At 71.6% G+C, this 19,837-nt stretch carries 21 protein-coding genes; 12 read left to right on the top strand and 9 right to left on the bottom strand.

The features are described 5' to 3' along the window. The first annotated feature begins 12 nt into the window (after window positions 1-12). A complete protein-coding gene (locus tag ACZ6I3_RS33880) occupies window positions 13-1,344 on the top strand; it encodes a M1 family metallopeptidase (RefSeq protein ID WP_469419901.1) in 1,332 nt (443 codons plus the stop codon). Between the two features lie 5 nt (window positions 1,345-1,349). Then, window positions 1,350-1,724 carry a YchJ family protein gene (locus ACZ6I3_RS33875; RefSeq protein WP_469419899.1) on the top strand — a complete coding sequence of 125 codons (375 nt, stop codon included), beginning with the start codon at window positions 1,350-1,352 and terminating at the stop codon, window positions 1,722-1,724. 3 nt (window positions 1,725-1,727) lie between these two features. Here ACZ6I3_RS33875 and ACZ6I3_RS33870 read toward each other — a convergent pair whose 3' ends face one another. Then, a complete protein-coding gene (locus tag ACZ6I3_RS33870) occupies window positions 1,728-2,429 on the bottom strand; it encodes a FadR/GntR family transcriptional regulator (protein ID WP_469419897.1) in 702 nt (233 codons plus the stop codon). A gap of 137 nt (window positions 2,430-2,566) precedes the next feature. Between ACZ6I3_RS33870 and ACZ6I3_RS33865 the strand changes: the two genes are divergently transcribed. The 4 genes from ACZ6I3_RS33865 to ACZ6I3_RS33850 are packed head-to-tail and all read left to right on the top strand — an operon-like array spanning window position 2,567 to window position 6,382. Next, the gene (locus ACZ6I3_RS33865) at window positions 2,567-3,085 is read left to right on the top strand and encodes a gluconokinase (RefSeq protein WP_469419896.1); all 519 of its coding nucleotides are present in this window, start codon (window positions 2,567-2,569) and stop codon (window positions 3,083-3,085) included. A gap of 49 nt (window positions 3,086-3,134) precedes the next feature. Then, a complete protein-coding gene (locus ACZ6I3_RS33860; RefSeq protein WP_469419894.1) occupies window positions 3,135-4,532 on the top strand; it encodes a GntT/GntP/DsdX family permease in 1,398 nt (465 codons plus the stop codon). A gap of 13 nt (window positions 4,533-4,545) precedes the next feature. Further along, window positions 4,546-5,310 carry an SDR family oxidoreductase gene (locus ACZ6I3_RS33855; protein ID WP_469419892.1) on the top strand — a complete coding sequence of 255 codons (765 nt, stop codon included), beginning with the start codon at window positions 4,546-4,548 and terminating at the stop codon, window positions 5,308-5,310. A gap of 40 nt (window positions 5,311-5,350) precedes the next feature. Next, window positions 5,351-6,382 carry an L-idonate 5-dehydrogenase gene (locus tag ACZ6I3_RS33850; protein ID WP_469419891.1) on the top strand — a complete coding sequence of 344 codons (1,032 nt, stop codon included), beginning with the start codon at window positions 5,351-5,353 and terminating at the stop codon, window positions 6,380-6,382. Between the two features lie 76 nt (window positions 6,383-6,458). Here ACZ6I3_RS33850 and ACZ6I3_RS33845 read toward each other — a convergent pair whose 3' ends face one another. The 4 genes from ACZ6I3_RS33845 to ACZ6I3_RS33830 all read right to left on the bottom strand — a co-directional run bounded on the left by ACZ6I3_RS33845 (window position 6,459) and on the right by ACZ6I3_RS33830 (window position 10,456). Further along, window positions 6,459-7,073, bottom strand: coding sequence for a cytochrome b/b6 domain-containing protein (locus tag ACZ6I3_RS33845; protein ID WP_469419890.1), 615 nt, complete (start codon window positions 7,071-7,073; stop codon window positions 6,459-6,461). Further along, window positions 7,057-7,782: a molybdopterin-dependent oxidoreductase gene (locus ACZ6I3_RS33840; protein ID WP_469419919.1), complete on the bottom strand. Its 726-nt coding sequence runs from the start codon at window positions 7,780-7,782 to the stop codon at window positions 7,057-7,059. The genes ACZ6I3_RS33845 and ACZ6I3_RS33840 overlap by 17 nt, the downstream gene beginning before the upstream one ends. Before the next feature lie 150 nt (window positions 7,783-7,932). Continuing rightward, a complete protein-coding gene (locus tag ACZ6I3_RS33835) occupies window positions 7,933-9,471 on the bottom strand; it encodes an APC family permease (RefSeq protein ID WP_469419888.1) in 1,539 nt (512 codons plus the stop codon). A gap of 34 nt (window positions 9,472-9,505) precedes the next feature. Continuing rightward, window positions 9,506-10,456, bottom strand: a complete 951-nt coding sequence (locus ACZ6I3_RS33830; RefSeq protein ID WP_469419886.1) for a hypothetical protein — start codon at window positions 10,454-10,456, stop codon at window positions 9,506-9,508. 347 nt (window positions 10,457-10,803) lie between these two features. On the opposite strand from ACZ6I3_RS33830, the gene ACZ6I3_RS33825 reads away from it, so the two are divergent. The 4 genes from ACZ6I3_RS33825 to ACZ6I3_RS33810 are packed head-to-tail and all read left to right on the top strand — an operon-like array spanning window position 10,804 to window position 13,044. After that, window positions 10,804-11,727, top strand: a complete 924-nt coding sequence (locus ACZ6I3_RS33825; protein ID WP_469419885.1) for a DMT family transporter — start codon at window positions 10,804-10,806, stop codon at window positions 11,725-11,727. A 31-nt stretch (window positions 11,728-11,758) separates the two neighbouring features. Next, a complete protein-coding gene (locus ACZ6I3_RS33820; RefSeq protein ID WP_469419884.1) occupies window positions 11,759-12,274 on the top strand; it encodes an NUDIX hydrolase in 516 nt (171 codons plus the stop codon). A gap of 45 nt (window positions 12,275-12,319) precedes the next feature. Then, entirely contained in the window at window positions 12,320-12,712 is a 393-nt protein-coding gene (locus tag ACZ6I3_RS33815; protein ID WP_215122459.1) for a YidH family protein, read from the top strand. Continuing rightward, window positions 12,700-13,044 carry a DUF202 domain-containing protein gene (locus ACZ6I3_RS33810; RefSeq protein ID WP_469419883.1) on the top strand — a complete coding sequence of 115 codons (345 nt, stop codon included), beginning with the start codon at window positions 12,700-12,702 and terminating at the stop codon, window positions 13,042-13,044. The genes ACZ6I3_RS33815 and ACZ6I3_RS33810 overlap by 13 nt, the downstream gene beginning before the upstream one ends. Before the next feature lie 26 nt (window positions 13,045-13,070). Here the strand turns inward: ACZ6I3_RS33810 and ACZ6I3_RS33805 are convergent, their stop codons facing one another. Then, the gene (locus ACZ6I3_RS33805; RefSeq protein ID WP_469419882.1) at window positions 13,071-14,015 is read right to left on the bottom strand and encodes an NADP-dependent oxidoreductase; all 945 of its coding nucleotides are present in this window, start codon (window positions 14,013-14,015) and stop codon (window positions 13,071-13,073) included. Between the two features lie 200 nt (window positions 14,016-14,215). Here ACZ6I3_RS33805 and ACZ6I3_RS33800 point away from each other — a divergent pair, with 200 nt between their 5' ends. After that, the gene (locus ACZ6I3_RS33800) at window positions 14,216-15,250 is read left to right on the top strand and encodes a phosphotransferase family protein (RefSeq protein WP_469419881.1); all 1,035 of its coding nucleotides are present in this window, start codon (window positions 14,216-14,218) and stop codon (window positions 15,248-15,250) included. A gap of 5 nt (window positions 15,251-15,255) precedes the next feature. Then, entirely contained in the window at window positions 15,256-16,470 is a 1,215-nt protein-coding gene (locus ACZ6I3_RS33795) for an acyl-CoA dehydrogenase family protein (protein ID WP_469419879.1), read from the top strand. 133 nt (window positions 16,471-16,603) lie between these two features. On the opposite strand, the gene ACZ6I3_RS33790 is transcribed toward ACZ6I3_RS33795, so the two are convergent. From ACZ6I3_RS33790 to ACZ6I3_RS33780, 3 genes are read right to left on the bottom strand one after another with little or no spacing between them, the layout of a single operon-like run. Next, window positions 16,604-17,197, bottom strand: coding sequence for a TetR/AcrR family transcriptional regulator (locus ACZ6I3_RS33790; RefSeq protein WP_469419878.1), 594 nt, complete (start codon window positions 17,195-17,197; stop codon window positions 16,604-16,606). Between the two features lie 29 nt (window positions 17,198-17,226). Continuing rightward, window positions 17,227-18,891 carry a class I adenylate-forming enzyme family protein gene (locus ACZ6I3_RS33785; RefSeq protein WP_469419877.1) on the bottom strand — a complete coding sequence of 555 codons (1,665 nt, stop codon included), beginning with the start codon at window positions 18,889-18,891 and terminating at the stop codon, window positions 17,227-17,229. After that, a complete protein-coding gene (locus tag ACZ6I3_RS33780) occupies window positions 18,888-19,661 on the bottom strand; it encodes an SDR family oxidoreductase (protein WP_469419875.1) in 774 nt (257 codons plus the stop codon). Before ACZ6I3_RS33780 ends, ACZ6I3_RS33785 begins: the two co-directional genes overlap by 4 nt. Window positions 19,662-19,837 lie beyond the last annotated feature (176 nt).

The raw sequence follows: 19,837 nt of genomic DNA, 5'->3' as shown, positions 1-19,837 counted from the left end.
GCAGACGCAACAGTGGCGGTTCAGCAGTCAGTGGGTCAGGACCCGTATTTCCCGGGCAACGGTGACCTCCGGTACCGGGTGCACCGGTACGAGCTCGCGCTGGACTACCGCCCCGCGCCGAACCGGCTGGCGGGAACCGCGCGGATCAACGCCATCGCGGGCCGTGGCCAGCTCACCGAGTTCCAGCTGAACCTGGCGGACTTCCGGGTGGGCCGGGTGAAGGTCGACGGCCGTACGCCGCACTACACGCACCGGGGCGGCAAGCTGCGCGTCCGCCCCGCCAAGCCGGTGCGCCCCGGTGCCGCCTTCACCGTCGAGGTGCACTGGTCGGGCAACCCCCGGCCGGTGAACAGCCCCTGGGGCGGCCTCGGCTGGGAGGAGCTGGAGGACGGGGCGCTGGTGGCGAGCCAGCCGGTCGGGGCGCCCTCGTGGTACCCGTGCAACGACCGGCCCGCCGACAAGGCCTCGTACCAGATCTCGGTCACGACGCCGTCGGCCTACGCGGTGGTGGCCGGTGGACGGCTGCTCACCCGTACGACGAAGGCCTCGACGACGACCTGGGTGTACGAGCAGGCGGCGCCGACCTCCAGCTATCTGGTGGGGCTGTCGATCGGGAAGTACCAGACGGTGCTGCTGGGTGACCCGGGCCCGGGCGGGGTTCCGCAGCACGGGCACATTCCGGCGCATCTGCTCCCCCGGTTCGCGCGGGACTTCGCACGTCAGCCCGCGATGATGGACCTGTTCCAGGAGCTGTTCGGGCCGTACCCGTTCGACGAGTACGCGGTCGTGGTGACCGAGGAGGAGCTCGACGTCCCCGTCGAGGCACAGGGGTTGTCGCTGTTCGGGTCCAACCACGTGGACGGGGAGCGGGGTTCGGAGCGGCTGATCGCGCACGAGCTGGCGCACCAGTGGTTCGGCAACAGCGTGTCCATCGCCGACTGGCGGCAGATCTGGCTGAACGAGGGGTTCGCGAAGTACGCGGAGTGGCTGTGGTCGGAGCGCTCGGGAGGGCGCAGCGCCCAGCAACTGGCCGCCGGAGCACACCGGTTGTTGTTCTCGCTGCCTCAGGACCTCCGGCTGGCCGATCCGGGGCGGAAGTTGATGTTCGACGACCGTCTCTACCAGCGGGGCGGGCTCGTCCTGCACGCGGTGCGGTGCGCGCTCGGTGACGACGCGTTCTTCCGCATGCTGCGCGGGTGGGCGGGTCTGCACCGGGGCGGGGCGGTGACGACGGCGAACTTCACCGCGCACGTGGGGCGGTTCACGGACGAGCCGCTGGACGCGCTGTTCGACCTGTGGCTGTACGGGACGACGCTGCCGCCGCTGCCCGGTCCGAGACAATGAGCGGCATGACTTCGCGTTCCTGCCCGTGCGGGCTGTCCCAGGCTTACGAGGCGTGCTGCGGCCGGTTTCACTCAGGTGCCGCTGCCGCGCCGACCGCCGAGGCGTTGATGCGGTCGCGGTACAGCGCCTTCGTGCGCGGGGACGCCGGGTATCTGCTGCGGACCTGGCATCCGCGGACGCGGCCCGGGCGGCTCGAACTGGACGCGGGGATGCGGTGGACCGGGCTGGAGATCCTGGACACGGGTGACGGGTCCGCGTTCCACACCTCCGGGACCGTGACGTTCCGGGCCTCGTACCGGGGCGGATCGCTGCACGAGCGGAGCCGGTTCGAGCGGGTGGACGGGGCCTGGGTGTACGTCGACGGCGAGATCCTCGACTGAGCGTCAGGGCGCCAGGATGTCGAGTTCCTGGAGGGCGCCGACCGTGATCTCCCGGGTCAGTTCCTCCGCGCGGACCGCGTCGCCCGCGCGGACCGCCTCGGCGACCTGGACGTGCAGGGTGACGGCGGCCGGGTCGGGGTCCTCGAACATCACGTCGTGGTGGGTGCGGCCGGCCAGGACCTCGGCGACGACATCGCCGAGTCGGGCGAACATCTCGTTGCCGGAGGCGGCCAGGACGGCGCGGTGGAAGGCGACGTCGTGGACGAGGTACTCCTCCAGCTTGTGACCGCGTGAGTTGGCGACCATGCCGAGGGCGCACTCGGTGAGTTCGGCGCACTGCTCGGCGGTGGCATGGCGGGCCGCGAGGCCCGCGGCGACGGGTTCGACCGCCGAGCGCAGCACCGTGAGGGACCGCAGCTGCCCGGCGCGGTCGGCGCCGGCCAGGCGCCAGCGGATGACCTCGGGGTCGTAGACGTTCCACTCGGACTTGGGGCGGACCGTCACGCCGACGCGGCGGCGGGACTCGACCAGGTGCATGGACTCCAGGACGCGGACCGCCTCGCGCATCACGGAGCGCGACACGTCGAAGCGCTGGGCCAGCTCGTCCGTGCGCAGCACGCTGCCCGGGGGGTACTCGCCCGCCGTGATCTCGGGGCCGAGGGTGTCCAGTACATGGCCGTGCAGCCCTCGACCCGGTGTGCTCATGCACTCAGCGTACGGGGTAGATCACGGAGACAAAAAGTCAGACTTATTTGTCACTGAGTCTTGAATTCGTCGTACCTAATGGGTTTCAGTTGCGTCGACATCACGTGTCGACGAAGACAGCAGACAGTGAGGCAGCGATGAACACCCCCCACGTCGTCGTGGTCATGGGCGTCGCGGGCACCGGCAAGACCACCATCGGTCCCCTGCTCGCGGCCCGGCTCGGCGTTCCCTACGCCGAGGGCGACGACTTCCACCCGCAGGCCAACATCGCCAAGATGTCGGCCGGTACACCGCTCACCGACGAGGACCGCTGGCCCTGGCTTGACGCCATCGGCGCGTGGGGGCACGGGCGGGCCGGACTCGGCGGGGTGGTCAGCTGCTCGGCACTGAAGCGGTCGTACCGCGACCGGCTGCGGGCCGCCGCACCCGGCGTGGTCTTCGTGCACCTCGCGGGCGACCGCGCGCTGATCGAGGACCGGATGTCGCACCGGCAGGGGCACTTCATGCCCACGGCGCTGCTCGACTCCCAGTTCGCCACGCTCCAGCCGCTGGAGAGCGACGAGGCGGGGGTCCGCGTGGACGTCCTGGGCAGCCCGGAGGAGATCACCGAACGGGCGGCGCGCGCGCTCGAGGATCTCCCCGAACCCGTCCAGTAGCCCCTCGCTCCCTTCCCACGACTCCTCTGACCCCAAGGACACCTCCCCCGTGACCAGACTCAGCGTCGAGATGCTGGCAGCGGACGCACCCGAGCCGATCACCTCGGCCGGGCACGCTCAGCTGGGCATCGCCGTGCTGGCGGGCATCGCCGTCATCGTCCTGCTCATCACCAAGTTCAAGCTGCACGCGTTCCTGGCGCTGACCATCGGGTCGCTGGCGCTCGGGGCGCTCGCCGGAGCGCCCCTGGACAAGGTCCTCCTCAGTTTCAGCGCCGGTCTCGGCACCACGGTCGCCGGCGTCGGCGTGCTGATCGCCCTGGGCGCGATCCTCGGCAAGATGCTCGCCGACTCCGGAGGGGCCGACCAGATCGTCGACACCATCCTGGAGAAGGCCGGCGGGCGTTCGATGCCGTGGGCGATGGTGCTGATCGCCTCCGTGATCGGACTGCCGCTCTTCTTCGAGGTCGGCATCGTGCTGCTGATCCCGGTGGTGCTGATGGTCGCCAAGCGCGGCAACTACTCGCTGATGCGCATCGGCATCCCGGCGCTCGCGGGCCTGTCCGTGATGCACGGCCTGGTGCCGCCGCACCCCGGTCCGCTGGTCGCGATCGAGGCGGTCAAGGCCGACCTGGGCGTGACGCTGGCCCTCGGTGTCCTGGTCGCCATACCCACGGTGATCATCGCCGGTCCGGTGTTCTCGAAGTACGCCGCCCGCTGGGTGGACGTGCCGGCCCCGGAGAACATGCTTCCGCAGCGTGCCTCCGAGGACCTGGAGAAGCGCCCCGGCTTCGGCGCCACCCTGTTCACGATCCTGCTGCCGGTGATCCTCATGCTGGCCAAGGCGCTGGTCGACATCGTCATCGACGACCCGGAGAACCTGGTCCAGCGGGTCTTCGACGTCATCGGCGCCCCGATGATCGCGCTGCTCGCCTCGGTGCTGGTCGGCATCTTCACGCTGCTGCGGCCCGCCGGGTTCTCCAAGGAGCGGATATCGCCGCTCGTCGAGAAGAGCCTCGCGCCGATCGCGGGCATCCTGCTGATCGTCGGCGCGGGCGGCGGCTTCAAGCAGACGCTGATCGACACCGGGGTGGGCCAGATGGTCCTGGACATCTCCAAGGACTGGGCGATCCCGGCGCTGTTGCTGGCCTGGTTGATCGCGGTGGTGATCCGGCTGGCGACCGGTTCGGCGACGGTGGCGACCGTCTCGGCGGCGGGCCTGGTGGCCCCGCTCGCGGCCGACATGTCAACGACGCACGCGGCCCTCCTCGTCCTGGCCATCGGTGCCGGCTCGCTCTTCTTCAGCCATGTGAACGACGCCGGGTTCTGGATGGTGAAGGAGTACTTCGGGCTGTCCGTCGGCCAGAACATCAAGACCTGGTCCGTCATGGAGACGATCATCTCGGTGGTCGCCGGCGGAATCGTCCTGCTGTTGTCCCTGGTGATCTAGGAGAGGTACGGCCATGACCGCTCACCCCCTGTTCGACATCGGCGGCCGTACGGCCCTGGTGACCGGCTCCAGCCGGGGCATCGGACTCGCCCTGGCCCGTGGTCTGGCGGAAGCCGGCTGCACGGTCGTCCTGAACGGCCGCGACAAGGACCGCCTCGCCGAGGCCGCCGCCGGGCTGCCCGGCGACAAGGTGCACACGGCCTCGTTCGACGTGACCGACGGACCGTCCGTGGCGGACGGGATCGCCGAGGTCGAGGAGCGGGTGGGCCCGCTCGACATCCTCGTCAACAACGCGGGCATGCAACTGCGCGCCCCGCTGCTGGAGTTCACCGACTCCGACTGGCACCGGATCCTGGACACCAACCTGACCAGTGCCTTCCTGGTCGGCCGTGAGGCGGCGCGCCGGATGACGGAACGCGGCCACGGCAAGATCATCAACATCTGCTCGCTGCAGAGCGAGGTCGTACGGCCCGGGATCGCGCCGTACGCGGCCACCAAGGGCGCGCTGAAGATGCTCACCAAGGGCATGTGCGCGGACTGGGGCCCGAGCGGAGTGCAGGTCAACGGGCTCGGCCCGGGCTACATCGAGACCGAGCTGACCAAGCCCCTCGTCGACGACGAGGAGTTCAGCGCCTGGGTGCGGCGGCGTACCCCGGCCGGGCGCTGGGGCCGTACGCAGGACCTGGTGGGCGGGGTGCTGTTCCTCGCCTCCCCGGCCGCCGACTTCATCAGCGGGCAGGTGCTGTACGTCGACGGCGGCATGACGAGCGTGCTCTGACGCCGCCGGGACCATTGCTTGGACGATTCAGGAGGTTGTGATGCTGGGTTGTGTGATTCACGGTCAGGACGACCTCCGGGTCGCGCAGTTGCCCGTTCCGGAGCCGGGTCCTGGGCAGGCGCTGGTCGCCGTCCGGTACGGCGGGGTGTGCGGGTCCGATCTGCACTACTGGCGGCACGGCGGCGTCGGTGACTTCCGGCTCCGCGAGCCGATGGTGCTCGGGCACGAGGTCGTCGGGACGGTCCTCGGGTACGGGGACGGCGCCTCGGGCCCGGCTCCGGGTACGGCCGTGGCCGTGCACCCGGCGACCCCGTGCGGAGTGTGCCCGGAGTGCTCGGCCGGACGGCGGAACGTGTGCCGGGACACCCGCTATCTGGGCAGTGCGGCGCGATTCCCGCATGTGCAGGGCGGGTTCGCGGCGCAGGTGGTCGTGCCCGGTGAGCAGTTGCGGGCGCTGCCGGACGGTCTGGAGCTGCGCCGGGCCGCGCTCGCCGAGCCGCTGTCCGTCGCGCTGCACGCGGTGCGGCGGGCCGGGGACGTGGCCGGGCGGCATGTTCTGGTGACCGGTGCCGGGCCCATCGGGTGTCTGGTGGTCGCGGCGGCGAAGGCGGCGGGGGCGGCGCGGGTCACCGTGACGGATCTGCTGCCCGAGGCGTTGGAGTACGCCCGGGTCGCCGGTGCGTCGACTGTGGTGCGGGCCGACGATCCCGATGATGCCGGGTGGCCCGATGAGGTCGATGTGGCGATCGAGGCGTCCGGGGTGGCCGCGGGGCTCGACGCGTGTCTGCGGCGGGTGCGGCGGGGTGGGGTTGTCGTGCAGTTGGGGATGTTGCCGCCGGGGCAGAGTCCGTTCGCGGGGAACCTTGTGGTGAGCCGGGAGATCGAGCTTCGGGGGGCGTTCCGGTTCGATACGGAGTTTGACGCGGCGTTGGAGTTGCTGGCGGTGGAGCCGGCGTTCGATGGGCTGGTGAGTGCGGTGGTTCCGGCCTCGGAGGCCGAGTCTGCGTTTGCGCTGGCCGCTGATCGGACTCGGTCTTGCAAGGTGCTGTTGGATTTCGCCGTTGCGCCGTAGGTGGTTGATGTTGTCCGGGGGCTGCGGGGGCGTTGTGGTTGTTCGCGCAGTTCCCCGCGCCCCTGAGGGCAACGGACTACCGGCGCCATAGAGGGTGCTGGCGGTCCGACCACTCTCTGCTTACCCTGCCCGTTCTCATTCCTCTGCGTGCCTCCGGGTCGGCCAGGGCCATGCCGATGTGGCCGGCCAGGACGATGCCGATGGTGAGGGCCAGCCAGTCGTGGACGAAGGTCGCGCTGGTGCGCCAGAGCAGGGGGGTGAGGTGGGTGAACCACATCATCAGGCCGGTGGCGAGCATGACGAGGGTGGCTCCGGCGATCCAGGCGGCGTAGATCTTCTGGCCGGCGTTGAACTTGGCGGCGGGGCGGGAGTCGGGGCGCTTGTCGCGGTGCAGGGCGGCGCGCAGCCAGGTGCGGTCGTGCGGGCCGAAGCGGTTGAGCCGGCCGAGGTCGGCGCGGAAGGCGCGGGAGGCGAGGCCGGCCAGGACCGGGACGGGCAGGGCCAGACCTGACCACTGGTGCAGGGTGACGACCAGGGCACGGCGGCCCACGAGTTCGGCGAGCTGGGGGACGTAGAGGCAGGCCGCCGTCAGGACGCAGACGCTCATCAGGGCGGCCGTCGTGCGGTGGATCCAGCGCTCGGTCGGGGTGAAGCGGCTGACATCGGCCGCGGTGTCAGCTCGTGGGGGCATCGTCGCGTCCGTTCGAGCGGCCCACCCAGGCGTCGATGTCGTAGCCGCGCTCCTCCCAGTAGCCCGGGTCGACCTCGTCGGTGAGGGTGATGCCGGAGAGCCACTTGGCGGACTTGTAGAAGTACATGGGCGCCACGTAGAGGCGGACCGGGCCGCCGTGGGAGTGGCCGAGGTCCTTGTCCTGCATGCGCAGGGCGACCAGGACGTCCGCGCGGCGGGCCTGGGTGAGGGTGAGGCTCTCGGTGTACGTGCCGTCGAAGCAGGTGAAGCGGACCGCCTTCGCGGTGGGGCGTACGCCGGCGGCGTCGAGGAGCCGGGAGAGGCGTACGCCTTCGAACGGTGTGTCCGGGACCCGCCAGCCGGTGACGCACTGGACGTCGCGGACCATGCGGGTCTGCGGCAGGGCTCTCAGCGCGTCCAGGGTGTAGGTGGTGGGGCGGTCGACCAGGCCGTCGATCTTGAGGCGGTAGGTGCCGGCGTTCTTGCGCGGGACGGACGAGGCGACCGAGTAGTAGCGGAAGCCGCCGCCGTTCGGGAGCAGTCCGGTCAGGCCGGTGGGGTCCTGGTCGGCGGCGCCGCCGAGGAAGCCCTCCAGGCCGCGCTGCAGCTTGGGCGCGGCGACGACGCCCAGGGCGCCCACCGCGAGGGTGCCGAGGAAGACGCGGCGGCCTACCGGGGTGCCCCGCTCCTCGGGGTGTCCGTCGTTCACGCCGTCTTGTACGTCCTCGCGCACGCCCCCACTCACCTCCCCGTCGCCCCGGTTCGCGTTCACGTTCTCATTCGAGCACCCGCGGCCCCGGCAGGACAGGGATCGCGGGTGCTCGTCAGACTTCCGTAACCACTTCTTACGCGGGCACCCTCAGGACGAGGCCGCCTTGTCCAGCTGGAACGCCTCGTTGCCGAGCCCGATCCGGGCGTGCTTCTCGGGGGCGCGGGCGCGCAGCACCAGGCCCAGGACGAGGCCCGCGACCAGGGCGAGCCCGATGACGCCGGGCAGCACCCAGCTCAGCGAGGAGTCCGGGCCGGCGCCGACCAGCACCTCGAAGTCCTTCACGGTGTAGCCGGCGATCACGAGCAGGGCGAGGCCCGACAGCGTGGCGGTGGCCAGCCGCCAGGCCTGGGCGCCGGCGGCGCCGCGGCGGACGAAGAAGACGACGACCGACAGGGAGGCCGCCGCCATCAGCAGGATCACGCCGAGGGCGCCGATGTTGCCGAGCCAGGTGAACAGCTGCAGGACGGGCGCGGTCGGGTCGCCGACCGGCTTGTCGTCGGCGATCGCGAAGCCGGCCACGACCACCACGGCCACGACGGTCTGCAGCAGCGAGCCGGTGCCGGGGGCGCCGCTGGTGCCGCTGGTGCGGCCGAAGGCGGCGGGCAGCAGGCCCTCGCGGCCCATGGCGAAGGCGTACCGGGCGACGACGTTGTGGAAGCTGAGCAGGGCGGCGAACATGCCGGTGACGAACAGGACGTGCAGGACGTCCGTGAAGGTGCCGCCGAGGCGGGACTCGGTGAGGAAGAACAGCAGTCCGGCGCTCTGCTTCTGGGCCGTGCCGACGATCGCGGAGGGGCCGGTGGCGACGGTGAGGGCCCAGCTGCTCAGCGCGAAGAAGACGGCGACCCCGCCGACGGCGAAGAACATCACGCGCGGCACCAGGACGTGCGGGCGGCTGGTCTCCTCGGCGTAGACGGGGGCCTGCTCGAAGCCGAGGAACGCGGCGATGCAGAAGCACAGCGCGGTGCCGACGCCCGCGCCGGTGAGCGTGTCGGGGTTGAAGGCGTGCAGCGACAGGCCTTCCTTGCCGGGGTCGGCGAGGGCGGCCACGTCGAAGATCACGACGAGGAGCACCTCGATGACCAGCAGCACGCCGAGCACCCGCGCGTTGACGTCGATCTTGAGCCAGCCGAGCAGTCCGACGGCGAGGGCGGCCACCAGGGCCGGGATCCACCAGGCGATCTCCACCTCGGCGTAGGTGGCGAGGAGCCCGGAGACCTCGAAGCCGAAGATGCCGTAGATGCCGATCTGGAGCGCGTTGTAGGCGACGAGGGCGACCAGGGCGGCGCCCGCGCCGGCGGTGCCGCCGAGGCCGCGGGAGATGTAGGCGTAGAAGGCGCCCGCGTTGTGGACGTGGCGGCTCATCTCGGCGTAGCCCACGCTGAACAGGATCAGGACGACGCCGAGGACGACGAAGAGCAACGGCTGGCCGACGATGCCCATCACCGCGAATGTGGTGGGCATGACACCCGCGACCACCATGAGCGGGGCGGTCGCCGCGAGGACGGAGAGCAGCAGCCCCCCGGTGCCGAGGCGGTCGGCGCGCAGGGCACGCTCCTGCCCCTTGAACGTGCTGATGCCGCCGCCTGCGGCGGACGTGCTCGTACTCGAACTGTCCGTGGTCATCGGGAGAGCGTCCTCACTTCTGGGATGGCGGGGGTCAGGCCGTGCCGAGCGCGCCGGCGCGGGCGGCGGCGAAGGCGGTGTGCGGGTCGCGGTCCGGGTACGACCAGGGCGCCGGGGTGGCGTACCGGTCGATCCGGTGGAACAGGGCGGCGGCCTCGGCGCCCCGCCCCTCGCAGAACTTGGCGTGGGCGAGGAAGTTCAGGTCGATCAGCCGCCGCGGGTGGCCCTCCAGCTCCCACTCCAGCCACCAGTCGAAGGCGGTCTTCATCACCTGCCGGGCGCGGCGGCCGGCCCAGTGGCCCGAGGTGGCCGGATCGGCGGGCTCGTACCCGGCGGCCGCCAGCACGCGGTAGCGCTCGGCGTGTGCGATGACGGGCAGGATCGCGAGCGGGGAGTCGGCCGGTGCCTGTTCGGCGGCCCAGTTGGCGAAGTCGTAGACCTCGTGCAGCGGGTCCGGGCCGGCCTCGGTGCGGCGTGCGGCGAGCCGGGCGACCATCAGGTGGTGGGCGTGGTGGTGGTCGGCGTACCGGCCGCGCACCGCCTCGAAGCGCCGGACCACGTCCATGTCGGTGCCGGTCGCGCACTCCAGCATGAGCAGGCCGAGCCAGGGGGTGGGGTCGGCCGGGGCGCGGGCGACGGCGGTCTCGCAGGCCTCGCGGGCGCGGACCGGCTTGCCCTTGCCGCGCAGCGCCCGCCGGACCTCGGCGAGGGCGAGCAGGACGGAGGCGTCGGCGGACTCGGGTTCGGCGAGCAGCCACTCACGGGCCCAGGCGGCGCAGTAGGACTCGGCCGCGAGGACCGTGATCCGATGGCCGCGGCGGTCCCAGTCCTCTCCGGTCCGGACCAGCAGGGAACGGACGTGCTGCCAGCGGCCCTGCGCGAGCGCGGCGCGCGCGGCCACGAGGTCGGCGTCGTCGAGGGCCTCGTCGAAGGCCTGAGCCGCACGTCTGCGGCCACGGCCGAGGGGAGGCGGGGGTGGGGACACCGCGGGACTTCCTCACGCGCTCTTCTGGTGTTTCGGCTCACGGCGGTCGATGGGGCGCGGGTGTGCGCAATGCCATGAACTGATCACGCACAGCCAACCCCCCGCCAATGGTTGACGTCAAGGGCCGTCTTCGCGTTACACGCGTCAAGTGGCGTTACTTGTGAGGGTCTTGTGATCAACGGGGTGCGGGAGGAGCATGTGACCGGCATCCGATTTTTCCGTTTCGCCCTTTGTGACGTACGTCATAGCGTTCGCCGGTTTCGACCCGGACCATGGCAGGACGTACGGGCGCGCCGGGCGGAGCCGGCCGGTACAGTCGGCCCCTACGCAACCGTGAACCCGACCTGATGATCGAGGTACACCGCGTGTCGGTTCTAGTTCTCGTGCTCGCCCTGAGCGCCGCCTGCTGTCTTGGCTTCGGTTTCGTCCTGCAGCAGAACGCGGCCCAGCGGGCACCGCTGAGCGACTTCCTCTCCTTCCGGCTGCTGATCGACCTGGTGAAGGTGCCGCGCTGGCTCGGCGGCATCGCGCTGATGGTGGTCGGCATGGCGCTGGGCGCCGCCGCCCTTGGACAGGGCGAGCTGTCCCTGGTGGAGCCGCTGCTGGCGACGAACCTGCTGTTCGCGCTCGCGCTGTCCCGCAGGCAGACCAAGCAGCCACTGGGCCGTCAGGGCTGGGCGGGCCTGCTGCTCCTGGCGGGCGGAGTGACCGCGTTCATCGTGGCGGGTCAGCCGCAGGGCGGAGCCGCGACGGCGGATCCGGTGCGGCAGTGGCTGATCATCGGGGTCATGGTCGGTCTCGCCCTGCTGCTCACGACCCACGCCAAGCGCTCGCGGCTGAGCTCCGGACCGGTGCTGCTGGCCCTGGCCGCCGGGCTGCTCTACGGCGTGCAGGACGCGCTGACCCGGGTGAGCGGGCAGAAGTTCGCCGAGGGCGGCTTCGCCGAGCTGCTCACCGGCTGGCAGCCGTACGCGGTCCTCGCGCTGGGCGTCACGGGGCTGGTCCTCGTGCAGAGCGCCTTCGAGACCGCCTCCCTGCGCAAGTCGCTGCCCGCCCTGACCGCGGCCCAGCCGCTCGCCGGGATCATCTGCGGCGTCGGCTTCCTCGGCGACCGGCTGCGCACCGACGCGGTGGCCCTGAGCTGGGAGGCCGGCGGCCTGCTGGCCGTGGTCGCGGGGATCGTGCTGCTGGGGCTGCATCCGGCCATGCCGCACGGACTGGCGGAGCGGGCCCGCGTGGGGAAGCTGCAGCCGCAGCCGCAGCCGCAGTGATTCCGGCGCCGCCCCCTGCTTGGATGAGGGCATGAGCGCTGCTGACGAGATCCTCGACATCGTCGACGAGAAGGACCAGGTCATCGGACAGCTGCCCCGAGGCGAGGTCTACGCCGAGGGCCTGCGGCACCGCTGCGTGTTCATCCAGGCCCGGGACGCCGGGGGACGGATCTTCGTGCACCGGCGGACCCCGACCAAGCTGGTCTTCCCCTCCCTCTACGACATGTTCGTCGGCGGAGTCGTCGGCGCGGGCGAGGCCTACGACACGGCGGCCCTGCGCGAGGCCGAGGAGGAACTGGGCGTGACCGGCCTGCCGGAACCGCGGTACCTCTTCAAGTTCCTCTACGACGACGGCGGCGGCCGGAGCTGGTGGTCGGCGGTGTACGAGGTCCGCTGCGAGCTTCCCGTACGGCCGCAGGCCGAGGAGGTGGCCTGGCACGACTTCCTGCCCGAGGAGGAGGTGGAGCGGCGCCTCGGGGACTGGGAGTGGGTGCCGGACGGGCTGGCGGCGTACGAACGCCTCAAGGCGTTTCGGTCGAGGCCCTAGTGGGCGACGGCGACCGGCGAGCGGCTCCCGGGTAGGGTCGCGCAGATGATCGAGTTCGTACGGAACGTCCGTTTGTGGTTCGCGCCCGCGGAGGTCCGGCAGGACGGCGAGACGCCCGACTACCGGTTCTCGCTGGCGAACGAACGCACCTTCCTGGCCTGGCTGCGCACCGCGCTCGCGCTGATCGGCGGCGGCTTCGCCGTGGACCAGTTCCTGCCGGACCTGCGCTGGGGCTGGAGGGTCGGGCTGGCCCTCGCGCTGCTCGCCGCGGGGGTGCTGTGCTCGCTGCGGGCGGTCAACCACTGGGTGCGCTGCGAGCGGGCCATGCGCCGGGGCGAGGATCTGCCGGTGTCCCGGTTCCCGGCGTTGCTGAGCCTCGTCGTCGCGGTCGTCGCCGTGGCGATGGTGCTTGTGGTGCTCGTGGGGTGGGAGGGGTGAGCGCGGCTCCCAGCGCGCCTCGGACCCCCGACCGCGACCCCGGGCTCCAGCCCGAGCGGACCCGGCTCGCCTGGCGGCGCACGACGCTCTCGGGCACGGTCGCCGCCGTGCTCGCCGTGAAGACCGCGCTGCACGGCGGCGCGTCGGTGGCCGGGGTCGTCGGATGCGCCCTGTGCTGTGTCCTGTGGCTTGGCTTCCTCGGCGTCGCCCACCGCCGCATCCGCACGCTCTCCGCGCCCGGCAGCCCCGCGGCGTTCGCGCCCCGGCACGCGACGGCCGCCGTGCTGTGCACGGTGGCGATGGCGGCGTGCGGGGCCGCCCTCGTCCTCTGAGGCCCGTGGGTCTGAGCGGCCGGCGGCTACGCGCCCTCCGTCTCCCAGTCCACCGTCACGACGATCTTGCCTCGGGTCCGGCCCTCCTGGTTCAGCAGGTGCGCGTCCGCCGCCCGCTCCAGCGGGAACGTCTCGGAGACGTGCACGCTCACCACGCCCTGTTCCGCCAGGTCGGTGAGCCGCTGGAGGTCGTCGGCGTCGGGGCGTACGAAGTAGTAGCGGCCGCCGTAGTTCACGACGTCGCCGTCGGCGATCGACACCAGGCGCCCCTCGGGGGCCAGCAGGTTGGCCGAGGCCTTCAGGGCGTCACCGCCGACCGTGTCGAACACCGCGTCCACGCCCTCGGGCGCCAGCCCCCGCACCCGCTCGCCGAGGCCCTCTCCGTAGGTCACCGGCTCGCCGCCGAGGCCCCGCACGAAGTCGTGGTTGGGCTCGCTCGCCGTGCCGATCACCCGGGCGCCGAGGTGGGTGCCGAGCTGTACGGCGATCGAGCCGACGCCGCCGGCCGCCGCGTGCACCAGGACGGTCTCGCCCCGCCTCACCTGGAGGACCTTGAGCAGCACCTGATAGGCGGTGAGCCCGACCAGCGGCAGCCCGGCCGCCTCCTCGAAGGAGAGGTTGCGCGGCTTGCGGGCGAGGGTGCGCAGGGGCGCGGCCACGTACTCGGCGAAGGTGCCCCGGGAGAGGAAGTCCTCGCGTACGTACCCGATGACCTCGTCCCCGACGTCGAACTCCGAGACGGCCACGCCGGGCCGTACGACGACGCCCGAGACATCCCAGCCGGGCACCACGGGGAAGACGGGTTCCAGGACGGCGTCGAGGTAGCCCTCGCGGGCCTTCCAGTCGACGGGGTTCACGGACGCCGCCCGTACCTTCACCAGCACCGTGTCCGGGCCGACCTTGGGATCGCGGACCTCCCCGAACGCCAGCGCCTCGGGTCCGCCGTACCGTGAGTAGCTGATGGCCTTCATGGCTCCGACCTTCCGGGCTTCCCACGCGGCACGCAAGCCGGACTGGCCTGAACGAAGCGGGCCGTGGCCTCCCCGGCGTCTCGCGCGAGGAGCCTTCGGCCTATCGTGGCTCCGATCACGTTTCGGCCCCCCTCTGGACGACATACCGACCGGTCGGCATCATGAGTCGGGAACCGTCCATCTCCCCGTAGGAGCGACGCATGAGCCCCGACCATCCGCCCGGACTCGATCTCGACCGGCTGCGCGGCCTGCTCGACCGGGAGCGCCCCGGCCTGGTGAACGGCCCGCTGTCCGGCCGGCTGATCGAGGGCGGCCGGTCGAACCTCACGTACGCCGTGTCCGACGGCACCGCGCGCTGGGTCGTACGGCGGCCTCCGCTCGGCCATGTGCTGGCCACCGCGCACGACATGAAGCGCGAGCACCGGGTGATCAGCGGGCTGTATCCGACCGCCGTGCCGGTTCCGCGGCCGGTGCTGCTGTGCGAGGACGAGGAGGTGCTCGGGTCGCCCTTCTACGTCATGGAGTTCGTCGAGGGCACCCCGTACCGCACCGCCGACCAGCTGGTGCCGCTCGGTCCGGAGCGGACCCGGGGCGCGGTGCTGAACCTGGTGGACACCCTGGTGGAGCTGCACGCGGTGGACCCGGGCGAGGCGGGTCTCGCGGACTTCGGCCGGCCCGAGGGCTTCCTGGACCGGCAGCTGCGGCGCTGGGGCAAGCAGCTGGACGCCTCCCGCAACCGCGATCTGGACGGTATCGACGAACTGCACGCCGCCCTCGGCCGGGACCTGCCCCGCTCCCCCGCCCCGGCCGTCGTGCACGGCGACTACCGGCTCGACAACGTGCTGATCGGCGAGGACGACCAGATCAAGGCCATCCTCGACTGGGAGATGTCGACGCTGGGCGACCCGCTCACCGACCTCGGCCTGCTGGTCATGTACAGCATGCCGCTCGGCATGCCCGAATCCCCCGTCTCCACCACCGCCGAGGCTCCCGGGAATCCGGCACCGTCCGAACTCATCGAGCGGTACGCCGCGCGCTCGGGGCGCGACGTCTCCGCGGTCTCCTGGTACACGGCGTTCGCCTGGTTCAAGCTCGCCGTGATCCTCGAGGGCATCCACTACCGCTACACGCTCGGCCAGACGGTCGGGCGCGGGTTCGACCGCATCGGCGACCTCGTGCCCGTCTTCGTCCGGCACGGGCTGACCACGCTTCACGAGGGCCTTCAGGAGGGCTGATCCGTATGGACTTCGCGTTCGACGCACGCACCGAGGAGCTGCGCGCCAAGCTGCTCACCTTCATGGACGAGTACGTCTATCCGGCCGAGGCGGTGGCGGAGGAGCAGCGCGCCCTGCTCGCCTCGCCGTGGGACACCCCGGCGGTGGTGGAGGAGCTCAAGGCCGAGGCGCGCAGGCAGGGGCTGTGGAATCTCTTCCTGCCGGACTCCGAGTACGGGGCCGGGCTCACCAATCTGCAGTACGCGCCACTCGCCGAGATCATGGGCCGCTCCCCGCACCTGGCGCCGACGGCGACGAACTGCGCGGCGCCCGACACCGGGAACATGGAGGTGCTGACCCAGTTCGGTGACGAGCAGCAGCGCAAGCAGTGGCTGGAGCCGCTGCTGGCGGGCGAGATCCGCTCGGCGTTCGCGATGACCGAGCCGGAGGTGGCCTCCTCGGACGCCACCAACATCACCACGCACATCCGGCGGGACGGCGACGAGTATGTCGTCACCGGCCGCAAGTGGTACATCTCCGGGGCTATGAACCCGGACTGCAAGATCTTCATCGTGATGGGCAAGACGGACCCGGACGGGGACGACATCCGCCGTCAGCAGTCCATGGTGCTGGTCCCCCGCGACACGCCGGGTGTGACCGTCAAGCGCGCGATGCGGGTGTTCGGCTACGAGGACCACTCCCACGGCGGCCACGCCGAGGTGATCTTCGACGACGCGCGCGTGCCGGCGTCGAACCTGATCGGCGAGGAGGGCGGTGGCTTCGCCATCGCGCAGGCCCGGCTCGGTCCCGGCCGGATCCACCACTGCATGCGGCTGATCGGCATGGCGGAGCGGGCGATCGAGCTGATGTGCCGGCGGGCCGTGGCCCGTACGGCCTTCGGCAAGGCGCTGGCGCAGCAGGGTGTGGTGCACAACTGGATCGCGGACGCGCGGGTGACGGTCGAGCAGTTGCGGCTGCTGGTACTGAAGACGGCCTGGCTGATGGACACGGTCGGCAACAGGGGGGCGCACACCGAGATCCAGTCGATCAAGATCGCTACGCCTCGTGCGGTGGTGGACATTCTCGACCGGGCGATCCAGTTGCACGGTGCGGGGGGTGTCAGTCAGGACTTCCCGCTGGCGGAGCTGTATGCGGCGGCGCGGACGCTGATGATCGCGGACGGGCCTGACGAGGTGCATCAGCGGTCGCTGGCCCGGCGGGAGTTGAAGCAGTACCTGTAGGCGGTGCGGGCGGTGGGGGTTTTCTCGCCCCCGCCGCCCTTACCCGTCCCATCCTCAGGGGGCTCCGCCCCCTGGCCCCCCGTTCGGCCTGAACGGCCTCGTCCTCAAACGCCGGACGGGCTGGTTCGGGCAGCTAGGGGCGCAGGGCCCTCATCAGCAGGTCGGCCAGGTGGTCGGCTACCTGTTGCGGGCTCATGGGCCCGTCCGGGCGGTACCACGTCGACAGGTGGTGGACCGAGCCGAAGTGGTAGTCGACGACCAGGTCCGCCGGGGTCGTCCTGGAGAAGATGCCCGACTCCTGGCCCTCCTCGACCAGCGCGCGGAAGCGCTCGTGGTAGCGGCGGCGCTCGGAGCGGACCTGCTTGTTCTTCTCGGGGCTGAGATGGTGCATCGACCGCCAGAAGATCATCGCGTCGTCGAGGTTGTCGATCGTCGTCACCACGACGTCCGCGGCCGCGGACCGCAGCCGCTTCTCCACCGGCTCGTCCGCGTCCGCGACGGCGTCCAGCCGCTCCTGCTGGATGCGCAGCACGCGCGCGTACACCTCGTGCAGAAGGTCGTCCTTGGAGCCGAAGTAGTGGTACAGCGCCCCCTTGGTGACGCCGGCCGCCTCGACGATCTCCTGCACCGAGGTGCGGTCGTAGCCCCGGTCGGCGAAGAGCCGGGTGGCGGCGGCCAGGAGCCGCTGAGGCACGGGGGTGCCGTCCGAGTCCGTGGTCCTGGGCACTGCCGCCACCTGCCTTTCCGTACTGCTGGTCAATTGCCTTGCGTCCGGGAACGCAGTTCCCGACGGAGGATCTTCCCACTGGCCGTCTTCGGCAAGTCGGGCAGGATCTCCACCTGGCGCGGGTATTTGTAGGCGGCCAGTCTCTCCTTGCAGTAGGCGGCGAGTGCATCCGGGTCCGTCTCGGCGTCCGGACGCAGGCTGATGTACGCCTTGACGGTCTCCCCGCGATAGCCGTCGGGCACCCCGACGACGGCGGCCTCGCGCACCGCCGGGTGCGTGTAGAGCACGTCCTCGACCTCGCGCGGCCACACCTTGAATCCGGACGCGTTGATCATGTCCTTCTTGCGGTCGACGACGTACAGCCAGCCCTGCTCGTCCATGAAGCCGATGTCGCCGGTGCGCAGTTCGGCGCCGGGGAAGGTCTCGGCGGTGGCGTCGGCGCGCCGCCAGTAGCCGGGCACGACCTGCGGGCCGCGTACGGCGATCTCGCCCTGCTCGCCGAAGGGCACCTCGTCACCGTTGTCGTCGACGATCCGTACGACCGTGTCGGGGCCGGGCAGGCCCACGGCGAGCGTCCCGGAGGCCGGGTCGACGGGCGCCTCCAGACCGGGCGGCACCGAGGCGCAGGGCGCGGTGCACTCGGTCAGCCCGTAGCCGTTGCGGATGTACGGCCCGAAGCCAGCCCGGAACTTCTCCACCAGCGCGGGCGGCAGCGGGGCGCCGCCGGAGGAGATCACCCGGAAGGAGGAGAAGTGGTCGCGAGTGACGGAGGGGTGGGCGGCCAGCGCCATGAAGGCCGTGGAGGGGCCGACCGTGTAGTGCGGCGCGTGCTCGGCGAACGCGTCCAGCACCGTGCCCGCCTCGAAGCGGTAGGCCAGCACGAGCGTGCCCCCGCTGTTCAGGCAGGCGCCGAACTGGCAGACCATGCCCGTGATGTGGAACAGCGGCGCCATCGCGAAGTACACGGGCCGCTCGGGCAGCTCCAGGCCGGTCCGCTGCCGCTCGGCGTTGTACATGATGTTGCCGTGCGTGTTGGTGGCGCCCTTGGGCGTGCCGCTCGTGCCGGAGGTGTAGCTGATCAGCGCGATGTCGGAGGGGCCGGGCGCACGGTCCGCCGGTGCCTTGTTCCCGGCTCGCGCCACCGTCACCAGGTCATCGGCGTCCGGGGCCTGCGGCAGCCGCTCGAAGGCCAGCACGCGCGCGTCGTCACGCGTCTGGAAGTCCAGCTCGCACCCGGTGAGCGCGATCCGCACCGGCGAGTCCGCGGCCGTCTCGCGCAGATACGACTCCCACGCCCGGTCCGAGCAGATCAGCGCGGCGACCTCGCCGTCCCGCAGGACGTGGGCCACCTCGCCCGACTTGTACATCGGATTGACGGGCACGACGACCGCGCCCGCCTTCCACGCGCCGAGCACGGCGAGCACGAAGTGCGGGGAGTTCTGGAGCAGCACCGCGACCCGGTCGCCGGGCTCCAGGCCGCGCGCCGCGAGATGCCCGGCGACGGAGTCGCTGAGCTCGTCGGCCTCCCGGTAGGTCAGCCGGCCGTCGAAGTAGGCCAGGAAGTCGTGGTCCGGCGTCTCGGCCACCACCCGGCGCAGGGCGTGCACGAGGGAGCCGGCGGGGCTTATCGCGCCCTTCTGGGCCTCGCCGAGCAGGGCGAGCCAGGGTTTGGCGGCGTAGCGGGACTCGGTCACCGGGTCTCCTCCCACTGCTGCTGGATGCGGTTCATGCCGGTCAGCCACCGGTCGGGATCACCTGCCCGGGCCTGGTGGTAGGCGGCGACCTCCGGGTGCGGCAGGATCAGGAAGCGGTCCTCCTCGATGCCCTTGAGCAGGGCGTCCGCGACGGCCTCCGGCTCGATCGCGGTCGGCTGCAGCACCAGGTCGCCCGCGCTGCCGGTGGCGGCGAGCATGTCGGTGCGGACGCCCTGCGGGCAGATGGCGTGGACGTTCACGCCCCGGTGCCGGTACGTCAGCGACAGCCACTCGGCGAACGCGAGGGCGCCGTGCTTGGTGACGGCGTAGGGCGCGGCTCCGATCATGGTGAGCAGCCCGGCGGCGGACACGGTGGACACGAACCGGCCGCTGCCGCGCTCCAGCCAGGCCGGTAGCAGCTGCTCGGCGGCCCGGACATGCGCCATGACGTTCACGTCCCAGGACGTCGCCCACGCCTCCTCGTCCAGCGCACGACCGGAATCGACGCCGTCGAAGGCGACCCCGGCGTTGGCGCAGTACACATCGACGGTCCCGCCGAGCGCGTCCCGGGCGTCCCCGACGATCGCCGAGGCGTCACCGGGCACGGGGATGCCGCCGATCTCGGCGGCGATGTGCTTGGCCCGCTCGGCGTCGAGGTCGTTGACGACGACCCGGGCCCCCTCGGCGGCGAACCGCCGGGCGAGCGCGGCCCCGATTCCGCCGCCGGCCCCCGTGACAACGACTCCGGCCTCTTGAAAGGCTCCCACCATCGGTCTCCTCATTCGCGGCTCAGCAATGGCGCCAGACTAACCGGTCGGTATGTGCCACGGAAGAGGTGCCGGCAACGCCCCTCGAAGGGGCGCGGGGCTGTACCGATCGTGCGGCTTCGTCGCGGGGCGCGACAAGCCACAACCGACCGGCAGCCTCCCCACAACCCGCGGAAGCG

The sequence above is a fragment of the Streptomyces sp. NPDC041940 genome, assembly GCF_055589465.1.
This window is presented reverse-complemented; position numbering and strand designations above follow the sequence as displayed.

Coding starts and splice junctions, on each gene's coding strand:
- ACZ6I3_RS33875 (WP_469419899.1), top strand. CDS start 1,350: ATGACTTCGCGTTCCTGCCCGTGCGGGCTGTCCCAGGCTTACGAGGCG.
- ACZ6I3_RS33870 (WP_469419897.1), bottom strand. CDS start 2,429: ATGAGCACACCGGGTCGAGGGCTGCACGGCCATGTACTGGACACCCTC.
- ACZ6I3_RS33865 (WP_469419896.1), top strand. CDS start 2,567: ATGAACACCCCCCACGTCGTCGTGGTCATGGGCGTCGCGGGCACCGGC.
- ACZ6I3_RS33855 (WP_469419892.1), top strand. CDS start 4,546: ATGACCGCTCACCCCCTGTTCGACATCGGCGGCCGTACGGCCCTGGTG.
- ACZ6I3_RS33850 (WP_469419891.1), top strand. CDS start 5,351: ATGCTGGGTTGTGTGATTCACGGTCAGGACGACCTCCGGGTCGCGCAG.
- ACZ6I3_RS33845 (WP_469419890.1), bottom strand. CDS start 7,073: ATGCCCCCACGAGCTGACACCGCGGCCGATGTCAGCCGCTTCACCCCG.
- ACZ6I3_RS33835 (WP_469419888.1), bottom strand. CDS start 9,471: ATGACCACGGACAGTTCGAGTACGAGCACGTCCGCCGCAGGCGGCGGC.
- ACZ6I3_RS33825 (WP_469419885.1), top strand. CDS start 10,804: ATGATCGAGGTACACCGCGTGTCGGTTCTAGTTCTCGTGCTCGCCCTG.
- ACZ6I3_RS33820 (WP_469419884.1), top strand. CDS start 11,759: ATGAGCGCTGCTGACGAGATCCTCGACATCGTCGACGAGAAGGACCAG.
- ACZ6I3_RS33815 (WP_215122459.1), top strand. CDS start 12,320: ATGATCGAGTTCGTACGGAACGTCCGTTTGTGGTTCGCGCCCGCGGAG.
- ACZ6I3_RS33805 (WP_469419882.1), bottom strand. CDS start 14,015: ATGAAGGCCATCAGCTACTCACGGTACGGCGGACCCGAGGCGCTGGCG.
- ACZ6I3_RS33800 (WP_469419881.1), top strand. CDS start 14,216: ATGAGCCCCGACCATCCGCCCGGACTCGATCTCGACCGGCTGCGCGGC.
- ACZ6I3_RS33795 (WP_469419879.1), top strand. CDS start 15,256: ATGGACTTCGCGTTCGACGCACGCACCGAGGAGCTGCGCGCCAAGCTG.
- ACZ6I3_RS33780 (WP_469419875.1), bottom strand. CDS start 19,661: ATGGTGGGAGCCTTTCAAGAGGCCGGAGTCGTTGTCACGGGGGCCGGC.